The organism is Allobosea sp. AK1, from assembly GCF_006714945.1.
Lineage (GTDB): Bacteria > Pseudomonadota > Alphaproteobacteria > Rhizobiales > Beijerinckiaceae > Allobosea > Allobosea robiniae.
This window is the reverse complement of record NZ_VFMG01000001.1, coordinates 2,825,042-2,849,565: the sequence shown is the minus strand read 5'-3', so window position 1 is coordinate 2,849,565 and position 24,524 is coordinate 2,825,042. Positions and strand designations below refer to the sequence as shown.

At 68.3% G+C, this 24,524-nt stretch carries 25 protein-coding genes and 1 tRNA gene; 17 read left to right on the top strand and 9 right to left on the bottom strand.

The genetic code is table 11. The annotated features are described in order from the left end of the window. Positions 1-33: 33 nt before the first annotated feature. The 5 genes from FHT98_RS26470 to FHT98_RS14060 all read left to right on the top strand — a co-directional run bounded on the left by FHT98_RS26470 (position 34) and on the right by FHT98_RS14060 (position 5,459). Complete coding sequence (locus FHT98_RS26470) at positions 34-999, top strand: cupredoxin domain-containing protein (RefSeq protein WP_465246931.1); 966 nt, start codon at positions 34-36, stop codon at positions 997-999. Next, positions 996-2,315 carry an iron uptake transporter deferrochelatase/peroxidase subunit gene (gene efeB, locus FHT98_RS14075; protein WP_142114418.1) on the top strand — a complete coding sequence of 440 codons (1,320 nt, stop codon included), beginning with the start codon at positions 996-998 and terminating at the stop codon, positions 2,313-2,315. The genes FHT98_RS26470 and efeB overlap by 4 nt, the downstream gene beginning before the upstream one ends. A 1-nt stretch (position 2,316) precedes the next feature. Next, the gene (efeO, locus tag FHT98_RS14070) at positions 2,317-3,141 is read left to right on the top strand and encodes an iron uptake system protein EfeO (protein WP_142114417.1); all 825 of its coding nucleotides are present in this window, start codon (positions 2,317-2,319) and stop codon (positions 3,139-3,141) included. 107 nt (positions 3,142-3,248) lie between these two features. Next, entirely contained in the window at positions 3,249-4,229 is a 981-nt protein-coding gene (gene rocF / locus FHT98_RS14065) for an arginase (protein ID WP_061971742.1), read from the top strand. Positions 4,230-4,313: 84 nt separating this feature from the next. After that, the gene (locus tag FHT98_RS14060) at positions 4,314-5,459 is read left to right on the top strand and encodes a Gfo/Idh/MocA family protein (protein WP_142114416.1); all 1,146 of its coding nucleotides are present in this window, start codon (positions 4,314-4,316) and stop codon (positions 5,457-5,459) included. Between the two features lie 21 nt (positions 5,460-5,480). Here the strand turns inward: FHT98_RS14060 and FHT98_RS14055 are convergent, their stop codons facing one another. From FHT98_RS14055 to FHT98_RS14040, 4 genes are all read right to left on the bottom strand, one after another. Further along, the gene (locus FHT98_RS14055) at positions 5,481-6,485 is read right to left on the bottom strand and encodes a 1-aminocyclopropane-1-carboxylate deaminase/D-cysteine desulfhydrase (protein WP_248309221.1); all 1,005 of its coding nucleotides are present in this window, start codon (positions 6,483-6,485) and stop codon (positions 5,481-5,483) included. Further along, positions 6,482-6,763: a hypothetical protein gene (locus FHT98_RS14050; protein WP_061971738.1), complete on the bottom strand. Its 282-nt coding sequence runs from the start codon at positions 6,761-6,763 to the stop codon at positions 6,482-6,484. Before FHT98_RS14050 ends, FHT98_RS14055 begins: the two co-directional genes overlap by 4 nt. Positions 6,764-7,080: 317 nt before the next feature. Beyond that, a tRNA-Ala gene (locus FHT98_RS14045) sits at positions 7,081-7,156 on the bottom strand. Between the two features lie 165 nt (positions 7,157-7,321). Continuing rightward, positions 7,322-7,720 carry a TIGR02300 family protein gene (locus FHT98_RS14040; RefSeq protein WP_061971736.1) on the bottom strand — a complete coding sequence of 133 codons (399 nt, stop codon included), beginning with the start codon at positions 7,718-7,720 and terminating at the stop codon, positions 7,322-7,324. A gap of 216 nt (positions 7,721-7,936) precedes the next feature. Between FHT98_RS14040 and aroA the strand changes: the two genes are divergently transcribed. The 3 genes from aroA to FHT98_RS14025 all read left to right on the top strand — a co-directional run bounded on the left by aroA (position 7,937) and on the right by FHT98_RS14025 (position 10,852). Then, positions 7,937-9,280 (top strand): 3-phosphoshikimate 1-carboxyvinyltransferase, encoded by a 1,344-nt coding sequence (gene aroA, locus FHT98_RS14035; RefSeq protein ID WP_142114415.1) that lies wholly within the window; start codon positions 7,937-7,939, stop codon positions 9,278-9,280. Next, positions 9,277-9,930 (top strand): (d)CMP kinase, encoded by a 654-nt coding sequence (cmk, locus tag FHT98_RS14030; protein WP_142114414.1) that lies wholly within the window; start codon positions 9,277-9,279, stop codon positions 9,928-9,930. Before aroA ends, cmk begins: the two co-directional genes overlap by 4 nt. A gap of 115 nt (positions 9,931-10,045) precedes the next feature. Further along, positions 10,046-10,852 (top strand): DUF1194 domain-containing protein, encoded by an 807-nt coding sequence (locus FHT98_RS14025; protein WP_142114413.1) that lies wholly within the window; start codon positions 10,046-10,048, stop codon positions 10,850-10,852. 2 nt (positions 10,853-10,854) lie between these two features. Here the strand turns inward: FHT98_RS14025 and hrpB are convergent, their stop codons facing one another. After that, a complete protein-coding gene (gene hrpB, locus FHT98_RS14020) occupies positions 10,855-13,359 on the bottom strand; it encodes an ATP-dependent helicase HrpB (protein ID WP_142114412.1) in 2,505 nt (834 codons plus the stop codon). Between the two features lie 78 nt (positions 13,360-13,437). Between hrpB and trpA the strand changes: the two genes are divergently transcribed. From trpA to FHT98_RS13990, 6 genes are all read left to right on the top strand, one after another. After that, entirely contained in the window at positions 13,438-14,283 is an 846-nt protein-coding gene (gene trpA / locus FHT98_RS14015; protein WP_142114411.1) for a tryptophan synthase subunit alpha, read from the top strand. A 103-nt stretch (positions 14,284-14,386) separates the two neighbouring features. Continuing rightward, complete coding sequence (accD, locus tag FHT98_RS14010) at positions 14,387-15,283, top strand: acetyl-CoA carboxylase, carboxyltransferase subunit beta (protein WP_142114410.1); 897 nt, start codon at positions 14,387-14,389, stop codon at positions 15,281-15,283. A gap of 38 nt (positions 15,284-15,321) precedes the next feature. Then, complete coding sequence (locus tag FHT98_RS14005; protein WP_142114409.1) at positions 15,322-16,644, top strand: bifunctional folylpolyglutamate synthase/dihydrofolate synthase; 1,323 nt, start codon at positions 15,322-15,324, stop codon at positions 16,642-16,644. Between the two features lie 41 nt (positions 16,645-16,685). Further along, entirely contained in the window at positions 16,686-17,108 is a 423-nt protein-coding gene (locus tag FHT98_RS14000; protein ID WP_142114408.1) for a hypothetical protein, read from the top strand. 14 nt (positions 17,109-17,122) lie between these two features. Next, positions 17,123-17,965 carry an aldo/keto reductase gene (locus FHT98_RS13995; RefSeq protein WP_142114407.1) on the top strand — a complete coding sequence of 281 codons (843 nt, stop codon included), beginning with the start codon at positions 17,123-17,125 and terminating at the stop codon, positions 17,963-17,965. 133 nt (positions 17,966-18,098) lie between these two features. After that, positions 18,099-18,764, top strand: a complete 666-nt coding sequence (locus tag FHT98_RS13990; RefSeq protein WP_142114406.1) for a L,D-transpeptidase — start codon at positions 18,099-18,101, stop codon at positions 18,762-18,764. A 3-nt stretch (positions 18,765-18,767) separates the two neighbouring features. Here the strand turns inward: FHT98_RS13990 and FHT98_RS13985 are convergent, their stop codons facing one another. Beyond that, positions 18,768-19,652 (bottom strand): aldose epimerase family protein, encoded by an 885-nt coding sequence (locus tag FHT98_RS13985; protein WP_142114405.1) that lies wholly within the window; start codon positions 19,650-19,652, stop codon positions 18,768-18,770. A 231-nt stretch (positions 19,653-19,883) separates the two neighbouring features. On the opposite strand from FHT98_RS13985, the gene FHT98_RS13980 reads away from it, so the two are divergent. From FHT98_RS13980 to FHT98_RS13970, 3 genes are all read left to right on the top strand, one after another. Beyond that, a complete protein-coding gene (locus FHT98_RS13980; protein ID WP_185745163.1) occupies positions 19,884-20,780 on the top strand; it encodes a 2-dehydro-3-deoxygalactonokinase in 897 nt (298 codons plus the stop codon). Beyond that, positions 20,777-21,697 carry a ribokinase gene (locus tag FHT98_RS13975; RefSeq protein WP_185745162.1) on the top strand — a complete coding sequence of 307 codons (921 nt, stop codon included), beginning with the start codon at positions 20,777-20,779 and terminating at the stop codon, positions 21,695-21,697. The genes FHT98_RS13980 and FHT98_RS13975 overlap by 4 nt, the downstream gene beginning before the upstream one ends. 133 nt (positions 21,698-21,830) lie before the next feature. Beyond that, a complete protein-coding gene (locus FHT98_RS13970) occupies positions 21,831-22,358 on the top strand; it encodes a retropepsin-like aspartic protease family protein (protein ID WP_113586336.1) in 528 nt (175 codons plus the stop codon). Positions 22,359-22,500: 142 nt separating this feature from the next. Here the strand turns inward: FHT98_RS13970 and FHT98_RS13965 are convergent, their stop codons facing one another. From FHT98_RS13965 to FHT98_RS13955, 3 genes are all read right to left on the bottom strand, one after another. Next, positions 22,501-23,097, bottom strand: coding sequence for a TadE/TadG family type IV pilus assembly protein (locus tag FHT98_RS13965; protein WP_185745161.1), 597 nt, complete (start codon positions 23,095-23,097; stop codon positions 22,501-22,503). A gap of 15 nt (positions 23,098-23,112) precedes the next feature. Next, positions 23,113-23,715: a TadE/TadG family type IV pilus assembly protein gene (locus FHT98_RS13960; protein WP_185745160.1), complete on the bottom strand. Its 603-nt coding sequence runs from the start codon at positions 23,713-23,715 to the stop codon at positions 23,113-23,115. Between the two features lie 259 nt (positions 23,716-23,974). Beyond that, positions 23,975-24,478, bottom strand: a complete 504-nt coding sequence (locus FHT98_RS13955; protein WP_082617747.1) for a pilus assembly protein N-terminal domain-containing protein — start codon at positions 24,476-24,478, stop codon at positions 23,975-23,977. Positions 24,479-24,524 lie beyond the last annotated feature (46 nt).

Here is a 24,524-nt window from a genome sequence, read left to right as displayed (position 1 = left end):
GCGCCCCGCCTCGAAACGCGGCGCTCGCCCCGCCTGAAACTGGCGGGCATCGGCACGCTGCTGCTGGTCTGTGGCGGTGCCGGCGCCTTCATCTATGCGGCCGGCACCGGCGCACGGCGAGCGGCCCAGGCCGGCACGGCCGATATCGCCATCGCGATCACCGACCGGACCTGCCAGCCGGCATCGCTGACGATCCCCGCCGGCAAGGCCAGCTTCGTCGTGACCAATCGCGGCGAGCGCGTGCTGGAATGGGAGATCCTCGAGGGCGTCATGGTCGTGGAGGAACGCGAAAATATCGCGCCCGGCCAGTCGCGGCGGCTGACGACACGGCTCGATCCGGGCGAATACGCCATCACCTGCGGATTACTGAGCGCACCGCGCGGCCGCCTGGTCGTGCAGGCTTCGACGACGCAGCCGCACCCGGCCCTGACCCTGATGGACGTGGTCGGGCCGGCCGCCGAATATCGCGCCTTCCTGAGCGAACGTTCGGTCGCGCTCGGCACCACGCTCGACGCCCTCGAAAAGGCACGGGGCGCCGGCGATACGCAGGCCGCGGGCAAGGCCCATCGTGAGGCTGCTGCGCTGCTACCCGCCCTCCGGCCCGCGGCGGCGGGCGATGCCGAACTCGAAACCCTCTTCGGCAAGCTGCAGGCGGCCCTGGCGGGCGATGCAACGGCAGCGGATGCCGAGGCCTTCCGCGCCGCGCTCGCCCAGCGCACCGTCCTGCCCGATACGATGCTGGCCGGCGCGATCAACCTCCTGTCGCCTCCGGACAGCGAGACCGGCTCGCCCGAGGATGTCGCCGCCGCGCGCGATATCGCAAAGCTGCTGCTGCCGCTGACGGCACGCGTCGACCCCGAGCTGGCAGGGCGCGTCCGGGCCGACCTCGTGGCCTTGCCCAACGACGCCAAGCCGGGCGGGGCGCTGCGGGCGCTGGCCGAGGATCTCGCGGCCATGCGCAAGGCGCTCGCTTTGCCCGAAGCGGAGCGCAAGTCATGACCAAGCCGACCAATCCCTTCACCCCTTCGCGACGCGCGCTCCTGACCGGCGGCGCAGTCGCCCTCGGTAACGCCTCATTGGCGCAGGCAGCGACCGAACCGGCCCAGAACCCGGCGGCAGCGCCGGAAAGCGGCACGACCGCACAGCGCCAGCCCTTCCATGGCATCCATCAATCCGGCATCGTCACGCCGCGCCCGGCGACCGGGCTCGTCGCCGCCTTCGACGTCACCGCGACCTCGCTCGACGAGCTCGAACGGCTGTTCCGGCTGCTCAGCGAGCGCATCGCCTTCCTGATGCAGGGCGGAGAAGCCCCGACCGCCGATCCGGGCTTTCCGCCGCCGGATAGCGGCATCCTCGGGCCGGTCATCGCGCCCGACAATCTCACCGTCACCATCGCGCTCGGCGCTTCGCTCTTCGACGAGCGTTTCGGACTCGGGCCGCTCAAGCCGAAGCATCTGCAGCGGATGAAACGCTTCCGCAACGATGCGCTCGACGGCGCGCTCTGCCATGGCGACCTCTTGCTGCAATTCTGCGCCAACACCGCCGATACCAGTATCCATGCGCTGCGCGACATCCTGAAGAACGCACCGGACCTGCTCCTGCTGCGCTGGAAGCAGGAGGGCACGGTGCCGGTGCTCAAGCCGAAGCAGGGCGAACCGGCCGAGAGCGCACGCAACCTGCTCGGCTTCCGCGACGGCACCGCCAATCCCGACGCCGCCGACACCGCGCTGATGGACCATCTCGTCTGGGTGCAATCTGGCCCCAGTGAGCCGGACTGGGCCGCAAATGGCAGCTATCAGGTCGTCCGGATCATCCGGAATTTCGTCGAGCGCTGGGACCGCACGCCGCTGGGCGAGCAGGAAGCGATCATGGGCCGCGAGAAGGCGAGCGGCGCGCCCTTCGGCGGCAGACGCGAATATGACGAACCGGTCTATGCCGACGATCCCGAGGGCAAGCGCACCAGGCTGGATGCCCATATCCGGCTCGCCAATCCGCGCCGGCCGGAGACCGAAGGCAGCCGCATGTTGCGCCGGCCTTTCAACTATTCCAACGGCGTCACGCGCGCCGGCCAGCTCGACATGGGGCTGCTCTTCATCTGCTTCCAGCAGGACCTCGAGCGCAGCTTCATCGCCGTGCAGAAGCGGCTCGATGGCGAGCCGCTGGAGGAATACATCAAGCCCGTCGGTGGCGGCTATTTCTTCGCCCTGCCGGGCGTGCCGGATGGCGGGAGCTATCTAGGCGCCGGGCTGATCCAGGCCGCGCGCGGCATCGCACCGGCCTCGACGACCTCTTCCCCCCGCAAGACAGGAGATTGATATGAGCTTGCGTCTCGCAGGGCTGGCCGGAGCCAGCCTGATCGCCGCTGTGACCGTCGGATCGGCGCAGGCCGCCTCGCCGCTCGACCTCGTGGCGCCGGTCGCCGAATACAAGCTCTATGTCTCGAAAGGCGTCGACCAGCTGGTGAAGGACACCAAAACCTTCACCGACGCGGTCAAGGCCGGCGACCTCGCCAAGGCCAGGGCGCTCTATGCGCCGACGCGCGTCTCCTACGAAATGATCGAGCCCGTCGCCGAGCTGTTCAGCGATCTCGACGGCAAGATCGACGCGCGCGCCGACGACCATGAGAAGAAGGAAGAGGACCCGGAATTCACCGGCTTCCACCGCCTCGAATACGGGCTCTTCGCCAAGAACAGCACGGAAGGGCTTGCTTCCTTCGCCGACAAGCTCATCGCCAACGTCACCGAATTGCAGAGCCGCATCAAGGGCCTGACGGTTCCGCCGGACAAGATGGTCGGTGGCGCGGCGGCGCTGATCGAGGAGGTCGCGGCGACCAAGATCTCCGGCGAGGAAGACCGCTACAGCCATACCGATCTCTGGGACTTCCAGGCCAATGTCGACGGCGCCAAGAAGATCGTCGACCTGCTGCGGCCGCTCGTCGTCAAGGAAGACAAGGCGCTGGCCGGCAAGATCGACGCCAATTTCGCGACCGTCGACAAGACGCTGGCGAAGTACAAGCTCAAGGACGGCGGCTTCGAGACCTATGACAAGCTGAGCGAGGCCGACCGCAAGGTGCTGGCCGCGATGATCACGACGCTGGCGGAGGATCTCTCCAGGCTGCGCGGCGTGCTCGGCCTCGGCTGACATCAACCGGTTACGCAAGCGCGCCACTCGACAGGTGGGAGCCGATGCGCCATGGACGGCGCATCGGCGCGTGACGCCCCTCGCAATCCTGTCAACGGACCGCCAGCATGACCGCCTCCACCACGAACGCTCCCGCTTCCCAGGGCCGCATCGCCCTGCTCGGTGCGCCCATCGAGGTCGGCGCCTCGCGCCGCGGCGCCCTGATGGGCCCGGCCGGCTTGCGCACCGCCGGCCTCGTCAGCGTGCTGGAAAGCCTCGGCTACACGGTCAGCGACCATGGCGACATCCTGCCGCGCGACCTGACCACGGTCGACGGCCCGGCCCCGGCCAATGCCCGCTTCTACAACGAGATCGCCGCCTGGATGCGCGCGCTCAGCGCCCGCGCCTACGAGCTCGCCCGCTCCGGCGACACGCCGATCTTCCTCGGCGGCGACCACAGCCTGTCGATGGGCTCGGTCAACGGCGTCGCCCGCCACTGGCAGGAGCAGGGCCGCAAGCTCTTCGTGCTCTGGCTCGACGCCCATGCCGATTTCAACATGCCGGCGATCTCTCCTTCCGGGAACATGCACGGCATGTCCTCGGCCTTCCTCTGCGGCGAGGCCGGGCTCGACGACCTGCTGGGCTCCGAGCCGCGCGCCTCGATTTCGCATGAGCAGCTCAGCCTGTTCGGCATCCGCTCGATCGACCCGCTCGAGAAGGCGGCGGTCAAGGCGCGCGGTGTCGATATCGCCGACATGCGCGCCATCGACGAGCATGGCGTGGGCGTGCTGATCCGCAAGGTGATCGAGAAGGTGCGCGCCGCCAACGGCGTCCTGCATGTCTCGTTCGACGTCGATTTCCTTGATCCGCCGCTGGCGCCCGGCGTCGGCACCACCGTGCCGGGCGGCGCGACCTATCGCGAGGCACATCTGGTGATGGAGCTCTTGCACGATTCCGGACTGGTCCGCTCGATGGACATCGTCGAGCTCAACCCCTTCCTCGACGATCGCGGCCAGACGGCCCGCCTCGCGGTGGAGCTCGCCGGCAGCCTGTTCGGCCAGCAGATCACCGATCGGCAGACGCCGTCGAACGCGATCGGCGCGGCATAAGCCGCATTTCCGCGAAAGCCGATCTTCATCCTTGCCTGATAGAGGCCATTTCGTCGGCTTTCGGTCGATGGAATGGGTTCAAGCATGAAGATCGCGCTCGTCGGTACGGGTTTCGTCGCCGACTACTACATGACGACGCTGGCGAACCACCCGACGCTCACGCTCGCCGGCGTCTGGGATCGCGACAGCGCGCGGCTGGAAGCCTTCCGCGCCTTCCACAATGTGCCGGCCTATCCGGATCTCGATGCCCTGCTGGCTGACGCCGCAGTGCAGATCGTCGTCAACCTGACGACGCCGGAGAGCCATTACGAGATCACGAGTCGAGCACTCGCGGCCGGCAAGCATGTCTATTGCGAAAAGCCGCTGGCGATGGAGCTGGCGCAGGCCGAGGCGCTGGTCGCGCAGGCGCAAGGCTCCGGGCTGACGCTCGCCACCGCGCCCGCCAACGGGCTCAGCGATGCCCATCGCCTCGTCGAGGACGCCTTGCGCTCCGGCCGGATCGGGACGCCTCGCTTGGTCTACGCCGCGCTGGAGGACGGCCCGGTCTTCCGCGACAAATGGGCAAGCTGGCGCTCGCGCTCGGGCGCGCCCTGGCCGGGGCTGCACGAGTTCGAGATCGGCTGCACACTGGAACATGCCGGCTACGCGCTGTCCTGGCTGGTGACGCTGTTCGGCCCGGTCGAGAGCCTGACCGCCTTCTCCGCCGTGACCTTCCCCGACAAGGGACCGGGCACCGAACGGATCACGATGGCACCGGATTTCTCCGTGGGGTGCCTGGTCTTCCGCTCGGGCGTCGTCGCAAGGCTGACCAACGGGCTTGCCGCGCCCCGCGACCGCTCGCTACAGGTCTTCGCCGAGAAGGGCTCGCTGACGGTGCGGGACCTCTGGGACAACCGTTCCGTCGTCCAGGTCGGGGAGACCGGTGCGCCGCGGCCGCTGATCGGGCGCATTCTGACGCGGGCCGAAGCGAAGCTCGGGCGTGCGCTGCCGTGGAAGCCGACGCCGGGGCGCAAGCTGACCTATCCGGCCCAGCCGATGAGCAGGGCCCTGCCGGGCTATCCCTCTCAGATCGATTTCATGCGCGGCGTGGCGGATCAGGCCGAGGCGATCCGGCGCAGCGAACCGCCGCGTTTCTCGGGCGCGCTCGCGCTGCACATCACGGAGCTTGCGCTCGCCCTCAACAATGCCCGCGACCTGGCTCAGCCCTACAGGCCGCGCTCGCGCTTCTGATCGGGGTCGAGGCCGGGCCTCTCAGCTCACAGTCCTGAACTGCTCGCGCTGCGAGAACAGCGAGGCCGTCCCGCCGGTATGGAGGATGCAAGCCGGCTCGCCCGGCGGAATCGTGCCGTTGGCGACGAGATCGAGGAAACCGGCGCAGGTCTTCGCCGTGTAGACATGCTCGATCAGGATGCCCTCGGTGCGGGCGAAGGCGACGATCGCCGCTTCCGATTCGAGGGTCGGCACGCCCCAGCCGCCACCGAGATGAGCCATGTGATAGTGCAGCGGAGCCTCGCCGAGATCACCGACCGCCAGGCCAGTCCGCTCACCGATGCCCTCGTAGATCCGGCGGATGCGCTTCCCCAGCTCTGCCTGCCCGTATTCGACGCTGACGAGATGAACCTGAAAGGGGTGGCCGAGCATGGCATTGCCGAAGATGAAGCCGGCCTCGGTCGGCCCCATCGAGCCCGCCAGGAAGACATGGCGGAGCGGTGCCGATTCGCGTTGCGACTGCTCATGCAGTTCGAAAGCGGCGAGGATATAGCCGAGCGCGCCCAGAACGGCATCGCCGACGATGTAAGGCGCCCGTCCCTGCCGCATCAGCTCCGCGGCCGCAGCCTTCATCGCCGCCCCACGCTCTTCCTCGCCGACCGGGCCGATGAAGCGGGTTTCCGCGCCGAACAGCCGGTTCAGGAACGAGCGCTCGCGATTCGCAGGGCTGTCCTCGGCATTGTGAATGATCACGCAATCCAGCCCCGCCATCGAGGCGGCGGCAGCGGTGAGGCGGCAGAGATTCGAGGTCGCCCCGCCCGCGACGAGCACTATGTCGGCGTGCTCGCGCAGCGCGGCGCCGAGCCAGAATTCGAGGCTGCGCAGCTTGTTGCCGCCGAGCCCGATCTCCATCAGGTCATCGCGTTTCATGTAGAGGCGCGGACGACCGAGCTTTCGCTCGAAACCGGAGAGCCGCTGCAAGGGCGTCGGCGCCTTGACCAGGTCGTAGCGCGGCTCGCGCAGAATGCTCTGCAAACCCGACGTCACGCCGACCGCTTCTTGCGATCGTCCTTGCGCGGATCCGGCTCGGCCGCCGACTTGGACGCCCGCGCGAGCGTCTTGATCGCCAAGGGCGGCTTGCCCGACTTTTCCGAAATGACCTGATCCTGCTCCATGATGGCGGTGCGGGCCGGCTCATCGCCGTCCAGGCCGCCGAGCAACGCCGTCGGAACGCGCCGGTTCGAGGTCCTCGAGCCGTCCTCGTAGACGACATCGAACATGGTGAACTCGGTATCGAGGGCTTTGGATTTCGTGCGCTTGGCCATTCCTGCTTCCTTGTCCGGAGCGTGCAACTCTCACGCTGACGCTCGCACGGCAAGCCGCCGGGATGATTCGCGGCTTCCAGCGGAGCAAAGGGACGCGCCAGCGTGTCGATGAGGCGAGAGGGAGGGAGCGCTTGGCCGATTCCGCCGCTCGGGCTCGGCCGATCCGCGATATGCGGCAGAGCTTGGACGAATCAGGCCAGGCGCGGCGATGATCTTCCATCACGCTTTCAGCCGGCCCCGGACCGTTCGCAATTTGGGGAGCGCCGAAGCGTCGATCCGCAACGAACCAAGGCAGCCGTTCGCGGAGGAAAGAGATTTGGTGGAGCCAGGCGGAATCGAACCGCCGACCTCTTGAATGCCATTCAAGCGCTCTCCCAACTGAGCTATGGCCCCACTCGCGATGATCGGCTTGGGGACCGATCACCAACCGGATTTTGGTACCGCCTCGGCGGTTCCGTCCGGGCCGCCCGGCGGCGACGAAGCGCTCTATAGGCGGCTCGGGCGGAAGACACAAGCGCCTAATGTCGCTTTGTCGTCATCTTTTTCAGAGGCTGAGGATCAGTTGTCCTCGTCGCCCTCGATGTCGCCATCGATCAGGTCGGCGACGTCGTCGTCGCCTTCCTCATCTTCCTCGAGGAAGGTGTTGTCGTCCTCGTCGTCGCCGACGTCCTCGACCTCGATATCGTCCTCGCTGGTGACGACGGCTTCCTTCTCCGACGCCTCGGCATCGGCCTCGTCGAGCGAAACGATCTCGACGGCGCTGTCGGCGGACTCGGTCTCGTCCTCCTCGTCGGGCTCCGGCTTCGGCGCCGGTGCGGCCTTGGCCTGCGGCTCGAAGATCGCCCGGGGATAAGCCTGCCCCGTATAGGGCGAGACGATCGGGTCCTTGTTCAGGTCGTAGAATTTGCGCCCCGTGACCGGGCAAACGCGCTTCGTTCCGAGTTCCGGTTTCGCCACTGCGTCGGACCTTCAACTATCATGTTCTGAAAAGCAGGCGCGTCCGTTAGTCGGGGCGAGCGATGCTGTCAAATACTGATTTGCAGGGAGCGTCAAACCCGGAGCTCGAAGCGACGGTTTCGCGCACCGCGCCGCGCGCGTCTTGGCGCGCCGCGCGCGACCATGCTACGGCCTTGCGCGCATTCCTTTTCGGCCCGCTTGCAGAGACCGCGCCCCGTGTCCCACGACCATGAACCCGTCCCCGTCACCGCCCGCGCAGGCGGCCCCCTCAAGGGCCGCGTCCGCGTGCCCGGCGACAAGTCGATCTCGCACCGGGCGATGATCTTCGGCCTGCTCGCGATCGGCGAGACCAAGGTCACCGGCCTGCTCGAAGGCGAGGACGTGATGCGCACCGCCGCAGCGGCCCGCGCGCTCGGCGCCATCGTCCATCATGACGGTCCGGGCGCCTGGCGCGTGCAGGGCGTCGGCGTCGGCGGCCTGCGCGAACCGGCCGGCATGCTCGATTTCGGCAATGCCGGAACCGGATCGCGCCTGATGATGGGCGTCTGCGGCTCGCATCCGATCACCACGACCTTCGACGGCGACGCCTCGCTGCGCAAGCGGCCGATGCGGCGCATTCTCGACCCGCTCGAACAGATGGGCACCGTCGTCGTCTCGCAGCAGGAAGGCGGGCGCGTGCCGCTGACCCTGCGCGGTCCGAAGGAGGCGATCCCGATCGTCTATCGCCCGCCTGTCGCCTCGGCGCAGATCAAGTCGGCCGTGCTATTGGCCGCGCTCGCCGCGCCCGGCGAGACCACGGTGATCGAGGCGGAAGCGACCCGCGACCATACCGAGAAGATGCTGGCGCATTTCGGCGCCGAGATCACGGTGACGCCTGAGGGCGAACATGGCCGGCGCATCGTGCTCAAGGGCCAGCCGGAGCTGAAGGCGGCGCCGATCGTCGTGCCGGCGGACCCGTCCTCGGCCGCCTTCCCGCTGGTGGCGGGGCTGATCGTGCCGGGCTCGGACATCCTGATCGAGAGCGTGATGACCAATCCGCTGCGCTCCGGCCTGCTGACCACGCTGCGCGAGATGGGCGCCGACATCACCGTCGAGCGCGAGGCCAATGAGGGCGGCGAGACGGTCTGCGACCTGCGGGTGCGCGCCTCCGGCCTGAAGGGCGTGACGGTGCCGCCGGAGCGGGCACCGGCGATGATCGACGAGTACCCGGTGCTGGCGGTGGCCGCCTCCTTCGCCACGGGCACGACGCGGATGCGCGGCCTGCAGGAACTGCGCGTCAAGGAATCCGACCGCCTCGCCGCGGTCGAAGCCGGGCTGAAGGCTGCCGGGGTAAACTGCCGGATCGAGGGCGATGACCTCATCGTCGAAGGCTCGGGCGGCGAACCGGTGCGTGGTGGCGGGCCGATCGCGACCCATCTCGACCACCGCATCGCGATGAGCTTCCTCATCCTCGGGCTGGCGACAGAGCAGCCGGTCGTGGTCGACGACGGCGCCATGATCGCCACGAGCTTCCCGAGCTTCATCCCGCTGATGAACGGCCTCGGAGGCCAGATCGGATGAGCCCGGCGACGCGGCCCGGCCGCCTCGTCATCGCCGTGGACGGCCCGGCCGCTTCGGGCAAGGGCACGCTCGCGCGCCGGCTGGCAGCGCATTACGGGCTGCCCTATCTCGATACCGGCCTGCTCTACCGGATGGTCGCGCGCGCCATGCTCGATGCCGGCCACGACATCCACGACGCCGTCGCAGCCGAGCAGGTCGTCAATAGCTTCGACGAGACCGCCTTCCCTGAGGAGCGGCTGCGCGGCCGCGAGATCGGCGAGGCGGCCTCCGTGGTCGCGGCGATGCCGGTGGTACGCGCCGGCCTGCTCACCCGGCAGCGGCGCTTCGCAGCGCAGCCCGGCGGGGCCGTGCTCGACGGGCGCGATATCGGCACGGTGATCTGCCCGGAGGCGCCGGCCAAGCTCTTCGTCACCGCGACACCAGAAGTCCGCGCGGCACGCCGGCACAAGGAGCTGATCGGGCGCGGCGAGGCGGTCACCCTCGACGGCATCCTCGCCGATATCCGCCGCCGCGACGCGCGCGATTCCGGCCGCAGCGATGCCCCGCTCAAGGCGGCCGAGGATGCGGTGGTGCTCGATACCTCGGCGCTGACCGTCGAGGAGGCGGCCTCCGCCGCGATCGGCATCGTCGAAGGCCGCCGCGCCGCCTGAGAGCGCCGCTCGCGAATTTGCTATCGAAACAGGCGCCGTCAGCCGGATTTTCCGGCTTGGCGAGCGTCCCGGCCAAGCGCACACTTCCCTTCGCGAATAGGCGACGGAGGTGGCGATGCGGCGCTGGCTGTACGGTCTCTCATGTCTGGCAGTGGCGGCGCTCTGGCAGCCCGCCCTGCCACGAGCGCAGACGGCGGCGCCACCGCCCGAGGAGGTCGACGTCGCGCTCGTGCTGGCGGTCGACGTTTCCTATTCGATGGATCTGGACGAGCTCGCTTTGCAGCGCAACGGCTATATCGAGGCCTTCCGCTCCAAGCAGCTTCACGACGCCATCGACAAGGGCGCGATCGGCAAGATCGCCGTGACCTATTTCGAATGGGCCGGCGGCGGTTTCCAGTACATCGTCCGGCCGTGGAAGGTGATCGACAGCCCGGCCGCGGCGATGGCCTTCGCCGAAGAGCTCGGCGAGGCGCCGACACGACGCGGCCGGCGCACATCAATCTCGGGCGCGATCGATCTCGGCGTGCAATTGCTGGAGCAGTCGAACGTGACGGCGATGCGGCGCGTGATCGACATCTCCGGCGACGGCGCCAACAATGACGGGCGCCCGGTCACCACGGCGCGCGACGAGGCTGGTGCCAAGGGCATCGCCATCAACGGCCTGCCGGTGATGCTGAAACAGGCAGGCTATTTCGACATCGACAATCTCGACACCTACTACACCGACTGCGTCATCACGGGGATCGGCGCCTTCGTCATTCCAATCCGCGAGAAGAGCCAGTTCGTCGAGGCGACGAAGACGAAGCTGCTGCGCGAGATCGCCGAGGCGCCGGCCGATGCCACGGTCCAGAAGGCGCAGTCCGGCAATATCGCGACCTGCCTTGCCGGCGAGCGGCAATGGCGCGACCGGATGGGGAACTAGATTTACGTCCCCCTCGGCTTCGCCCGCGTCGTCGGCAGCGCGGCGGCGGGGTCGTCCGGCCAGAGATGGCGGGGATAGCGGCCCTTCATCTCCGATTTCACCGCAGCCCAGGAGCCGCGCCAGAAGCCGGGTAAATCGCGGGTGACCTGGATCGGGCGGTGTGCCGGTGAGAGCAATTCCAGCACCAGCGGCACGCGCCCGCCGGCTAGCGCGGGGTGGATCGCAAGACCGTAGAGTTCCTGCACACGCACCGAGATTGTCGGGCCGGCCTCGGCGGCGTAGTCGACCGCGAACGAGGAGCCGGTCGGCGCGGTGAAATGGGTCGGCGCCTCCTGATCGAGCCGGCGCTTCAGTTCCCACGGGAGCAGCCCTGCCAACGCAGAATCAAGATCGGAAGGCTGTATCGCGGCGAGTGAGGCGCGGCCGACGAGGTGCGGCGCCAGCCAGAGTTCCGGCTCCTCGGCCAGGCCTTCATCGGAAAGGGCGGGCCAGCCAACTTCCGGTTCTGCCTTGCGCAGGAAGGCGGTGCGCTCGCGCAACTGGTTCTGCCCCTTGCTCCAGGGCAGGAGACCGATGCCGAGTGCGGCGATGCCCTTGGCCAACGCCTCGGCATTCTCCGACGTGTTCGCAACGGAGAGGGGTCGCTCGGACAGGGAAAGCGCTCCGTAACGGCGCACGGCCCGGACGCGCAGGGCGCGCGCCGTGCGATCGAAGCTCGCCTCCTCGCGCTCCGCGATGGCGAAGGGAGCGAGGCCATGCGAGACGAGCGCCGCGATCTCGGCTTCGCTGATCGCGGCGGCGGCCATGATGCGGGCCTGCTGGGCCGCGCCGGTCATCTCCGCGACGACGATGTAAGGCTCGCGCGCCAGGCGCTGCGACGGCTCGAGCGCGCCGCCGCGGCCATTGGCGAGGAGGTACTGGCCCGAACCCGGCGCGCGGGCCTTGGCGACACGGTCGGGATAGGCGAAGGCGAGCAGGAGCCCGGGCGACAGGATATCGTCGGTTGAAGCCTGATCCTTGCCGACGCTGCGCCCGGCGATTCGTGCCCAGCCTTCGGCAAGACGGCGCATATCGCCGGCCCGGCCACCGCGCTCGCGGCCGTAGCGTTCCAGCCGTTCGGCCAGATCGATCACATCGCCACCGAGGCCACGCTCGACCAGCACGGCGGCGAGATCGGCGGCAGCGTCCGCCTGTCCGAAGCGGGCGGCAGCCACGACCATGCGAGCCAAGCGCGGCGGCAGGGGCAGCGCCTGCAAGGCGCGCCCGTCCGGCGTGATCCGGCCATCGGCATCGAGCGCGCCGATATTGCTCAGGAGCGCGCGGGCTTCTTTGAGAGCCGGCGCGGGCGGCGGATCGAGGAAGGCGAGGCTCAATGGATCGCCCACCCCCCATGCCGCGCAGTCGAGCAATAACGGACTGAGATCGGCCGAAAGGATTTCGGGCCGGGCGAAGGCTTCGAGCGCGCCGGTCGCGGCCTCCTCCCAGAGCCGGTAGCAGACGCCCGGCTCGGTGCGGCCGGCGCGGCCGCGGCGCTGATCGGCGGCGGCGCGGCTGACGCGGCGGGTCTCCAGCCGGGTCACGCCGATATCGGGTTCGTAGACGGGAATGCGGGCGAGGCCGGAATCGATCACGACGCGCACGCCCTCGATCGTCAGCGAAGTCTCGGCGATGGCCGTCGCGAGCACGATCTTGCGCCTGCCGGCGGGTGCCGGCAGTACGGCACGATCCTGCTCGCGCTGGTCGAGCGCGCCGTAGAGCGGAGCGATCTCGACAGCCGGATCGCGCAATCTCTCGCGCAGGCGCTCCTCGACGCGGCGGATCTCGCCCTGACCGGGCAGGAAGACGAGCTGCGAGCCCGGCTGCTCGTTGAGCGCCAGCAGAACCGTCTCGGTGACCTGATCCTCGATGCGCTTCAGCGGGTCGCGGCTGCGATAGCGCGTCTCGATGGGATAGGCGCGGCCCTCGCTTTCGATCACCGGGGCATCGCCGAGCAATTTCGCGACACGGGCGCCGTCCAGCGTCGCGGACATCACGAGGATGCGCAGGTCCTCGCACAGGCCGCCCTGCGCATCGAGCGCCAGCGCCAGCCCGAAATCGGCATCGAGCGAGCGCTCGTGGAATTCGTCGAACAGCACAGCGGCGACGCCGTCGAGCGCGGGATCGTCGAGGATCATCCGGGCGAAGACGCCTTCGGTGACGACCTCGATACGCGTCTTCGGCCCGATCTTCGAGCCGAGGCGGACGCGTAAGCCCACGGTCTCGCCGACGCGCTCGCCCAGCGTCTGTGCCATCCGGTTCGCCGCGCCGCGGGCCGCAAGGCGGCGGGGTTCGAGCACGATCAGCTTGCCGCCTTTCGTCCAGGGCTCGTCGAGCAGGGCGAGCGGCACGCGCGTGGTCTTGCCGGCACCGGGCGGGGCGACCAGCACGGCATTCGGCCTCGCGCGCAAGGAAGCGGCGAGATCGCCGAGGACGGCATCGATCGGGAGGGGCGTGTCGAAGGCGCGCATGCCCGGCCGATGTGGCGCAGGCGCGTGCCGCACGCAAGCCACTCGCCAGCCGGCGCTCATCATGCTAACCGCTGCGGCATGACTGAGACCGGCCAGACCCGCATCCAGAATCGTTTCCAGGCCTGCGCCCGCGAGGGCCGGGCGGCGCTCGTGACCTTCGTCACCGCCGGCGACCCGGATTTCGAGACCTCCAGCGCGATCCTCGCGGCCCTGCCCGGAGCCGGCGCCGATGTGATCGAGCTCGGCGTGCCCTTCACCGATCCGATGGCGGACGGCGTTCCCGTCCAGCTCGCCGGCCAGCGCGCGCTCAAGGCCGGCCAGACGCTGCGCAAGACGCTCGCCATGGTCGAGAGCTTCCGCAAGGCCGGCCATGACACGCCGATCGTGCTGATGGGCTATTACAATCCGATCTACGCCTATGGCGTCGAAGCCTTCCTGACCGATGCCCGCCGCGTCGGCATCGACGGGCTCATCGTCGTCGACCTGCCGCCGGAAGAGGACGAGGAGCTCTGCCTGCCAGCGCTGCAAGCCGGCGTCTCGTTCATCCGGCTGGCAACGCCGACGACGGACGACAAGCGCCTGCCCAAGGTGCTGCAGAACACCTCCGGCTTCGTCTATTACGTCTCGGTGACCGGCGTGACCGGCGGCGCCATCGCCGATTATGGCGCTGTCGGCGATGCCGTCGCCCGGATCAAGCGCCATACCGACCTGCCGGTGGCCGTCGGCTTCGGCGTCAAGACTGCCGAGGATGCGGCCACCATCGCCAAGCGGGCGGACGGCGTCGTCGTCGGCTCGGCGCTCGTCGAACGCATCCGCCTTTCGCTCGATGACCAGGGCAAGGCCACGGAAAAGACGGTTTCGGCTGTCACCTCGCTGGTCAGCGAACTCGCCCAGGGCATCCGCTCCGTCGCCAAGGCGGCCTGAGCCCGGTTTCATGCGACGGTCGCGCCGCTTGCCCATCGACCGGCGCGACCTATTTCAGGCCTGACGGCGCGCAAGCGCTGAAAGCCCATCAGGGATTCATCCGATGAACTGGATTTCCGAAGTCGTCCGGCCGCGCATCAAGACGCTGTTCAAGCGCGAGAGCCCCGAGAACCTCTGGATCAAGTGCCCCGATTCCGGGCAGATGGTGTTCCACCGGGATGTCGAGGCCAATGGCTATGTCATCCCCGGCTCCGAGCATCATATGCGCGTCACCGCGCCGGAGCGTTTGCGCCTGACCTTCGACGACGGCAAATGGCTCGACGTCGCGCTGCCGGAGGTCGCGGTCGACCCGCTGAAGTTCCGCGACGAGAAACGCTATGTCGACCGCTTGAAGGACGCCCGCGCCAAGACCGGCGCGCAGGACGCCTTCAAGATCGGCTATGGCCGGGTCAAGGGCCTGCCGATGACGCTGGCCGTGCAGGATTTCCACTTCATGGGCGGCTCGCTCGGCATGGCCGCGGGCGAGGCCTTCGTGAAGGGCGCCGAGACCGCGCTCGACAAGAAGACGCCCTATGTCGTCTTCGCCGCCTCGGGCGGCGCGCGCATGCAGGAAGGCATCCTCTCGTTGATGCAGTTGCCGCGCACGACCGTCGCGGTCAGGCGCCTGCGGGCGGCGGGCCTGCCCTATTTCGTGGTGCTGACCAACCCGACGACCGGCGGCGTCACCGCCTCCTACGCCATGCTCGGCGACATCCACATCGCCGAGCCCGGCGCGCTGATCGGCTTCGCCGGCCCGCGCGTGATCGAGCAGACCATCCGCGAGAAGCTGCCGGAGGGCTTCCAGCGCTCCGAGTACCTCAAGGATCACGGCATGGTCGACATGGTGGTGCATCGCCGCGACCTGCCGGAGACGCTCGCCCGGCTCGGCCGCCTCCTGACGAAGCAGCCGGCCGCGAAGGACGAGGCTGCGCCCGCGCGCCCGGTGGCCGAGGCGGTCTGAGCGGTTCGAGTTAGTTCACGGCTGGGGGCCGTTACGTCATGGGGTCTTCCGACGCCTTGCTCGCGCGCTTCATGGCGCTGCATCCCAAGCTGATCGATCTCTCGCTCGGCCGCATCCTGACCCTGCTCGAACGACTCGGCGACCCCCAGAAGAAGCTGCCGCCGGTGATCCATGTCGCCGGCACCAACGGCAAGGGCTCGACCATCGCCTTCATGCGGGCGATCCTCGAGGCAGCCGGGCTGTCGGTCCATGTCTACACCTCGCCCCATCTGGTGCGCTTCCATGAGCGCATCCGGCTGGGGGCGCCCGGCGGCGGGCGCTTCGTCCCCGAGGACAAGCTGGTCGAGGCGCTGGAGCGCTGCGAGGCCGTCAATGCCGGCGATCCCATCACCTTCTTCGAGATGACGACGACGGCAGGCCTCCTGCTCTTCGCCGAGCATCCGGCCGATGTCCTGCTGCTGGAAGTCGGGCTCGGCGGGCGCTTCGACGCGACCAATGTCATCGCCCACCCGGCCTGCACGGTGGTGACGCCGGTGTCGCTCGATCATTCCGAATATCTCGGCGACACCGTCACCAAGATCGCCGGCGAGAAGGCCGGCATCTTCAAGCGCGGCGCGCCCGCCGTGATTGCGCCGCAGGAACCGGAGCCGACCGCGGTTCTGGAAGCTGCCGCCGAGCGCGCCGGCGCCTCGAAGATCCTGATCGGCGCGCAGGATTTCAACGTCCACGAGGCCGGCGGGCGGCTGGTCTATGAAGACCAGGACGGTTTGCTCGACCTGCCGCTGCCGCGCCTCTCCGGCCGGCACCAGCACATCAATGCCGGCACGGCCATCGCGGCCTTGCGCGCTGCAGGCTATGGCGCCCTGCCGGCGCGCGCCTTCGAGGACGGCATGCGCAACGCCGACTGGCCGGCGCGGTTGCAGCGCCTGTCGCGCGGCGCGCTGGCCGAGATCGTGCCTGATCGTGCCGAGCTCTGGCTCGATGGCGGCCATAATCCCGATGGCGGGCGCGTCCTCGCCCAGGCGATGGCCGACCTCGCCGACCGCAATCCGGCACCGCTGGTGATGATCGCCGGCCTGCTCTCAACCAAGGACGCCGCTGCGACGCTCGGGCATTTCAAGGGGCTGGCGCAGGCGCTCTACGCCGTGCCGATCCAGAATTCGCTAGCCGCGCGCCCGGCCGAGGAGGTCGCCGAGGCCGCCCGCAACGCCGGGCTCGCCGCCGAAACCTCCAGCTCGGTGGAACAGGCGTTGCGGACGATCGCAGCACGGGACTGGCCGGCGCCGCCGCGCATCCTGATCTGCGGCTCGCTCTATCTCGCCGGCGAAGTGCTCTCGGCCAACGGCACGCCGCCGACCTAGGTCTTTCCGCGTCTCGACCTGTCTTGCCATCGAGGAAAGCCATGCCCATTCCAGGACTGACCGTCCTCGCCGCCGCCCTGCTCTGCAGCCTGCTCGGCGGCTGCGTCACGACCGAAGGAACAGCACAGGGACAGAGCGAAGGCACGGAGCGGGTCGCATCGGGCAAGCGCACCTTCCTGCAGAAGACCTTCATGACGATGGACGAGCGCTGCCGGCCGATCCCGCGCCCTAAGGGCGTGCTGACCGAGCCGCCCCGGCATGGCAAGGTCAGGCTGGCGACCCGCAAGGCCGCGGCCGAATACGGGCCGGGGCCATTCCGGCATTGCAACGGCAGGGTCGGGCCGTCTCTCGCGTTCGAGTATACCTCCAAGCGCGGCTATCGCGGCGCCGACAGCTTCCTCGTGCGCATCCGCTACAATGACGGCGAGATCCGCTACGAGCGTTTTGAGATCACCGTCGACTAGCTGGAGAAAACGTTATGCAGCGAAGCTTCGGAGCGTCAGGGCCATCCGTCCCGCCGATCGGCCAGGGCAGCTGGTATAGCGAACAGGGTGACCGGCGCGAGGCGATCGCCGCCTTCCGGCGCGGGCTCGATCTCGGGCTCTCCCATATCGACACGGCCGAGATGTATGGCGACGGCCGCTCCGAAGCACTGATCGGCGAGGCCATCGAAGGCCGGCGCGACGAGGTCTTCCTCGTGTCGAAAGTCCTGCCGCATAACGCCTCGCGACGCGGCGTGCAGGCCGCCTGCGAGCGCTCGCTGAAGTATCTCAGGACTGACCGGCTCGACTGCTACCTGCTGCACTGGCGCGGTCCGCATCCTCTAGCGGAAACCTTCGCCGCCTTCGAGGCGCTGAAGCAGGAGGGCAAGATCCTGTCCTGGGGCGTCAGCAATTTCGACGAGGACGATCTCGACGAGGCGCTCGCAACCGCAGGCCCCGGCAAGATCGCCTGCAACCAGGTGCTCTACCATCTGCGTGAGCGCGCCATCGAGCATGCGGTGATCCCGTGGTGCGAACGCAATGGCGTCGCCGTCACCGCCTACAGCCCCTTCGGCCATGACGATTTCCCGGCTGCCGGCAGCGCGCCGGGCAAGGTCCTGGCCGAGATCGCCGCAAGCCATGGCGCGACGCCCCGGCAGGTCGCGCTCACCTTCCTGACGCGGCGCGAAAGCGTCTTCACGATCCCCAAGGCCGGCCGGGTCGCCCATATCGAGGACAATGCCGGGGCTTTGAACCTCGCGCTGTCCGAAGCCGAGATCGCCCGGATCGACGCCGCCTTCCCGCGTGGGCGCAAGCCCGCCTCGCTGCCGATGATCTGAGCCGCCGGAAACCACGTTCCGCCTTCCGGCTTTACAAGCCGGGGCCGTCGGCGCTTTCCTAGAGTCAAGGGCGGCGGCCACCAGAGCTCGACAACGCCTCATTCAGCAGCTTGCGTCTTTCGGAGTGAGTGTGATGCGTCGCGTTCTCGGCCTCCTGGCCGCCCTCGTCCTGTCGGCCTTCGCCGGCTCCGCCCATGCCGGCGTCAGCGTCAATGTCGACATCGTCGCCCAGCGCATGACGGTGACCACGACCGATGGCGAGGTCTACGACTGGAAGATCTCGTCCGGCCGCAAGGGTTTCCGTTCGCCCAACGGCGTCTATCGGCCGACCCGGCTGGAGAAGAACTGGTACTCGCGCAAATATGGCGGCGCGATGCCCCATGCCGTGTTCTTCCGCGGCGGCTACGCAATCCATGGCACCGGGGCCGTCGGCGCGCTCGGCCGCCCGGCCTCGCATGGCTGCATCCGGCTGCACCCCGCCAACGCCGCAAAGCTCTTCGCGCTGGTGAAGAAGCATGGCTCCAGCCAGACCCGGATCGCGCTGCACGGCGCCGTACCCGACAATCTCTCGCGCTTCGCCAAGGCCTCCTCGCCATCGAAGGCCAAGCTCGCGAAGACGACCTCGTCCAAGCACAAGATCGCCAAGGCGAAGCATCGCAGCAACGCCATGAGCGTCGCGCAGCAGCGCCGCGGCGGTGATTGGGAAGCGGCGCGCGGCCAGATCCTGCTGCGCCCCGCCCTGCCGGCCGGCGCCTATGGCTACCAGCCTTATTACCCGAGCGGCTACGGCTGGCGCTAAGCTTTAGAGAGCTTCCGGCGCGATCCTGAGCCAGCCTTCCAGCGTCTCGCCCGGCGCCAGGCGCTTGAGCGGCGCGGCGGCCCGCGCTGCCGGCTCGCTCGGTGCGCCGATCGCATGGCTCTGTGGCTCGACGCAGAGGAAATCCGCGCCTGCCGGCGCCCAGACCACCGGGCAGTCGAGATTGTCGCTCGCGGTCAGGGTGACGGCGAGACCGGTCGAAGGCGTCTCGATCCGGGCTGTGCCGTCCCAGCCGAGGAAGCTCCAGGCGGTCACGCTCTCCGCGCGGAAGGGGTGCGCTTCGGCATAGGGGCCGCCATCGGCGAAAGCCTGCTGGCCGGTGGCGCGGAAGGCTTCGCCGAAGACCAGCGCGCCCTTGCTGCGCATCACGAGGCTCGTATCGGCGGCACAGGGAAACCAGGGATGATGGCCGATGCCGAACGGTAGTGCCGCCTGCGCCTCGTTGGTGATCGCCAGTCGGATGGTCATACCGGCATCGTCGAGGGTGACTTCCTGGACCGCCCGGTAGCGATAGGGGTCCGCCCCCTCGGTGCGGCGATGTTCGAGGACGGTATGGCTGCGGTCATACCGCAGGACATCCCAGGCGGCTTGCCAGCCGAAGCCGTGAATGGCGCCGCCGGGATCGTTCTGCGGAACGAGGAAGCGCTGCTCGCCATCGTCGACGACGCAGCCGAAGGCGCGGTTGGCGAAAGGCAGGAGTGCCCAGGTCCCGAAGAAGTTCGGCGAGGTCGTGCCCGGCTGCCGCCCGGTCGGCGGATAGAGCACGTCATGGCTACGCCCGTCCGGCCCGCGCCAGCTCAGAGAGGAGACGATCCCGCCCGCCTCGGGAGAGATGGCGGCGTCGAGGCCCCCCGCTTGCAGTTCGAGCATCCGGCTTGTCCGATTCGTTCTCGCACCCAAGGCCAGCAGGGTTGCCGCGAAGGCCGACCATATACAAGGCCTCGGCGCCGGCCCTTGACCCGATGGAATGCGGCGGAGACAGTCGCCAGCCTTGGATCACCGCGCGTCCTATCGGACGTGCAGTGATCCATATATTTGCTGTCGCATCGGACCGAAAAGTGGCTCCCACTTTTCGGTCCAATGCTGCTGCCGGAGCCTGCCATGCCCAAACCTCTGATCGCGCTCGACTGGGGCACGACCCGCGCGCGCGCCTTCCTGATCTCGGAGACCGGGGAGGTGCTGGAGCGGCGCATCGCCGATCGCGGCATCCAGTCGGTTCCGGCGGGCGGCTATCCTGAAGCCTTTGCCGAGCTCGCCGGCGACTTCCGCGAGACTGCGCCCGATGCCGCGATCGTGCTCGCCGGCATGGTCGGCAGCCGCAACGGCTGGATCGAGGCGCGCTACGTCGCCTGTCCGGCCTCCCCTGCCGAGATCGCGGCCGCCGCGATCCAGGTCGCGCTCGATGCCGGGACGACGGCGACCATCCTGCCGGGCCTGAGCTGCGACGATGGCGCCTTCGACGTGATGCGCGGCGAGGAGACCCTGATCGTCGGCCTCGGCCTGAGCGACGGCATCGCCTGCCTGCCCGGCACCCATTCGAAATGGGCCGAGATCAAGGAAGGTCGCATCACCCGCTTCGCCAGTTTCATGACCGGCGAAATCTACGGGCTGCTGCGCAACGACTCGATCCTCGCCCGGCTCGCCGAAGCGCCTTCGGACGCTGACACGGCTGATGGCGCCGCGCGCGGTCGCCTGGCTGCCGGCCGGCCGGGAGGGCTGCTCAACACGGCCTTCGCCGCACGTACCGAAGTTCTCGCAGGCCGGATGACGGGTGGTGCGGTCGGCCCCTATCTCTCGGCGCTGCTGGTCGGGCAGGAAATCGCCGGGGCCGAAGCATTGTTCGGCAAGGGCCAGACGATCCATCTCGTCGCAGACGGGGCTTTGGCCGAGAGCTACGGCGCCGGCTTGCAGGCGCGGGGGCATGCCATTCAACTCGTCACGCCCGAGGCGGCCTTCGTCGCCGGCGTGAGGCGGCTCGCGGCGGATCTTTCTGCATGATCGTTGTCTTCGGCTCCATCAATATCGACCTCGTCACACCGGTCGAGCGCCTGCCGGGATCGGGCGAGACCGTGCTCGGACCGGGCTATGCCCTGCATCCGGGCGGCAAGGGCGCGAACCAGGCTCTCGCAGCCCGCCGCGCCGGCGCGGATGTCGTGCTCGTCGGCGCGACCGGGCGGGACCGATTCAGCGATGCCGCGCTGGCGCTGCTCACAGCCGACGGCGTCGATCTCGATCACGTCGCCCAGGTCGACGAACCGACCGGCGCCGCCTTCATCGCGACGGATCGCGAGGGCGCCAACCAGATCATCGTCGCAGCCGGCGCCAATGCTGCTGTCCGCCCGGATGCCTTGCGGCAGCTCGAGCTCGCGGCGGAGGATATCCTGCTCCTGCAACGCGAAGTGCCTGAAGAAGCCTGCCTGCAGGCCGCCCGAAGGATGAAGCAGGCCGGCGGGCGGGTGATCCTCAACCTCGCTCCGGCCGAGGCGCCGTCGCCCGCGCTGCTGGAGCAGCTCGACATGCTGATCGTCAACGAGCACGAAGCGATCGTGCTGGCACAGGCGCTCGGATGGGCGGACCGCGATCCCGACGCCATCGCGCGCCGGCTCGACAGCGAGCGACAGATCGCCACGATCGCGACGCTGGGGGCAGCCGGGGTCGTCGCCTGGATCGACGGCATCCGCCATCGCCTCGCAGCGCCGCAGGTTGCGGTCGTCGACACGGTCGCGGCCGGTGACAGCTTCACCGGCGCCTTCGCCGCAGCCCTCGCGGCCGGGAAGAGCATGGCGGCGGCGCTGCACGACGGGCTCGCCGCCGGCTCGCTTGCCTGCACGCGGCCGGGCGCCCAGCCGAGCATCCCCCGCGCAGCCGAGATCGCGGCATTGGCCGCCACGCTTGCAAACGGACCGCGCCGGTAAGCCTCGATTAAGCCTGTCCGCAATCGGGCAGCCTTCCCCGCCCCGCTTGCACGCAAATGCGTGCAAGCTCTTCACGCTTCGTCAGGGCTCGCTTCTGCATCGTGGAAGGGCTGTGGAAGGGTTGGGGAGCGCCGTGACGACACCACCGCTGATCTGGGCCTTGAGCGTCGCCGGTGTCGCGATCGCCGGAGCGCTGTCCTATACGCAGTTTCTCGCCCCGCGCATGGCGGACGAGGTGCCTTCCGCGGCCATGGCCGCGACCGAACAGAAACCGCCGGGACCCCGCATGCCCTCGACGCTCGCCGTCGCCGCCGATTATCGCGGGCACTATATCGTGCACCCCTCGGTCGACAACTACCGCATCAAGATGATGGTCGATACCGGCGCCAGCATCGTGGCATTGACGGCTGCCGATGCCCGCGCGCTCGGTGTCAGGAACGATGCCTCGTCACGCAAGATCGTGCTCAGCACCGCCAACGGCGCCGTCACGGGCTTCCGGACCGTGCTGCGGGAGATCCGGCTCGGCGATATCGTCGTGCGGAATGTCGATGCCGTCGTCCTGCCCGAACGCGCGCTCTCGATGAGCCTGCTCGGGAATTCCTTCCTCAGCAAGCTCCAGGGCTACGAGGTCCAGACCGGGCGCATGGTGCTGCGCGGCTAGGGCACTTCTGAGCGAACTGGACACCGGTTGGCGTGAAGAACCGAAGGTCCGCGTCAGCGAATAGGCGATAAGGCAAAGACCGGCAACATCGGGGAGCGCCGGCCCGGGCGCGAAGCCCCCTGCCGGCATGATCGCCCGATCGTCAATTGTAGAGCGGGCAGGGATTGGTGCCGGTCCGCACCACCTGTTCGATATTGTTGGTGCCGCCAGCCACGCCGTTACGCGGGCGTGCATAGATCGGGCTGTCGCCGAGCGTGAAGGATTTGGTCAGGACATAACCGACGATGGGCGTGTATTCGTAGCTCGCGCGCGCCATGATGACGGAGGTGCCCGGAACCCGGTAGGTGTCGGGAATGGTGATCGAGGTCCCACGGGCCGGTGCAGTGCCATCGCGCGGCTCGCTCCAGCAGACCTTCGCAACGCCCGCCGAATCGATGACGACGCTGGCGATCACCATCGTAACCTTGTCGCTGTCATACGGCATCAGGATCGACCGCGCAGCATTGAAGATGTTCTGGACATCCGTGGACGAAACCGACTGGACGCGCGCCGTGAGATCGCTGAGAGCCGAGGTCAATTGAGTGACCTTGCGGTTGACCATCACGAGCTGCACCACATCCACCATCCCCGTATAGGTGATGAGCATCACCGGCAGCAGCAGGGCGAACTCGACCGCAGCCACGCCGTCCCGATTGCGGCAGAAGCGGCGCCAAATACGGAGACCTGTCTTTTTCGGCATGTCCATCATTCCCGATCAAGAACCTGCCGGAGGAGGGGTCGCGCCCGACGAGACGAAGGGCTCGGCCCGGAAAGCCATGCTCACGACGATGCCCCGCCGGCCCGATCCGGCGGGCTTGATATTGGCCAGCGCGGAGGAAGCCCAGCTCGTCAGGAAGAGCTTGTAGTCGAGCACCGCGCGCACGACGACGATGTCGTTGCCCTGCGGCTGGACATAGGTGAAGCCGGAGGTGTCGAGGCTCCCGCCCGCAAGCGGATCGCCTGCGGCTGCCGTAGAGGCAAAACTGTCGTAGACCCGCACGTCGACGTAAAGTTTCGAGCAGTCGATCAATCCCAACGGCGCGAGTTCACAGATATTGTCGCGGAATTTCTTCGCGTTCACCGCGCCGGTCGATCCGGTATAGAGGGTCCGCGACTGCCCCGTGACCAGCGAACGGGAGACCTGCGACAGCGACTCTTCCAGGACCTGGCTGGTCCAGAACATCAAGGCCGTCTCGAAGATGGCGAAGAGGATCATCAGGAACGGCACGACGACGAACGCGAACTCTACGGCAGTCGCCCCGTCCTGCGAGCGGCGAAAGCGTCGGAGCAGCGGGCGACAGACGCCGCGGCGCGGCAACCCGTTCTTCGGCAAGGGCGTCTTTTTCGGTCGGTCGAACATCCGTTTGCCCCATCGAGCTTCGGCCCAGGCCGGAAATCTCTACGGCAAAAGAATTTCAGATCGGTTAGGGACGTCGCCGGTCAGCCGAAATCGGCGTGAAGCTTTCGCTAACCATGGGTTCGGCGCGTAACGGAGGTCTCGCGCGCGTACCTGCTAAGCTTCCGCCCCAGAACCTTGACTTTTCCCGGGAACCGCGCGCCGGGTTCGAGCCGGGGCCCTATTTCTTCGGGCCCCCGGTCGCGAGCATGTTGCGCGCGGCGGCCTGCCCGGCGACGCCAGCAAAGTAATCTTTCGCATCGCCCATCTGGACCGAGGGCTGGCAATCCGGGCTGCAGGCATAGCTTTCGCGATCCATGCCCCGCTGGACCGTCAGGACCGCGTCGGAGGCGGAACCGACCCGAACCAGTGATTCAGCCAGCAGCGTCCCGCTGGCATCCAGCGCGATCAGGTTGGTCACGCCGAAGCTCTTGCCGGTGACGATCATGACGCCGTTGCGCTGCATGGAGACATCGGCGATGGCCGGATTGCCGACGACGACCGTCTGAGCCTTCTCCGGGAGCCGCACGACCTTGGCGTGGTCGACCATGACGACCACGCTCTCGGATGGCGCGCGTGGCGCGGCGTGAGCAGCACCAGCGCCGCACAGGATGATCGCGAGGCTTGTCGCGGCCACCCGGCGCGTAAGCCGGCGGCACCCTTCAGGAGCACGGATGATCAACATGGCGGCGCCTCAAGCTCTGCGACCGTGCCAATAAAGCGGAAAATGA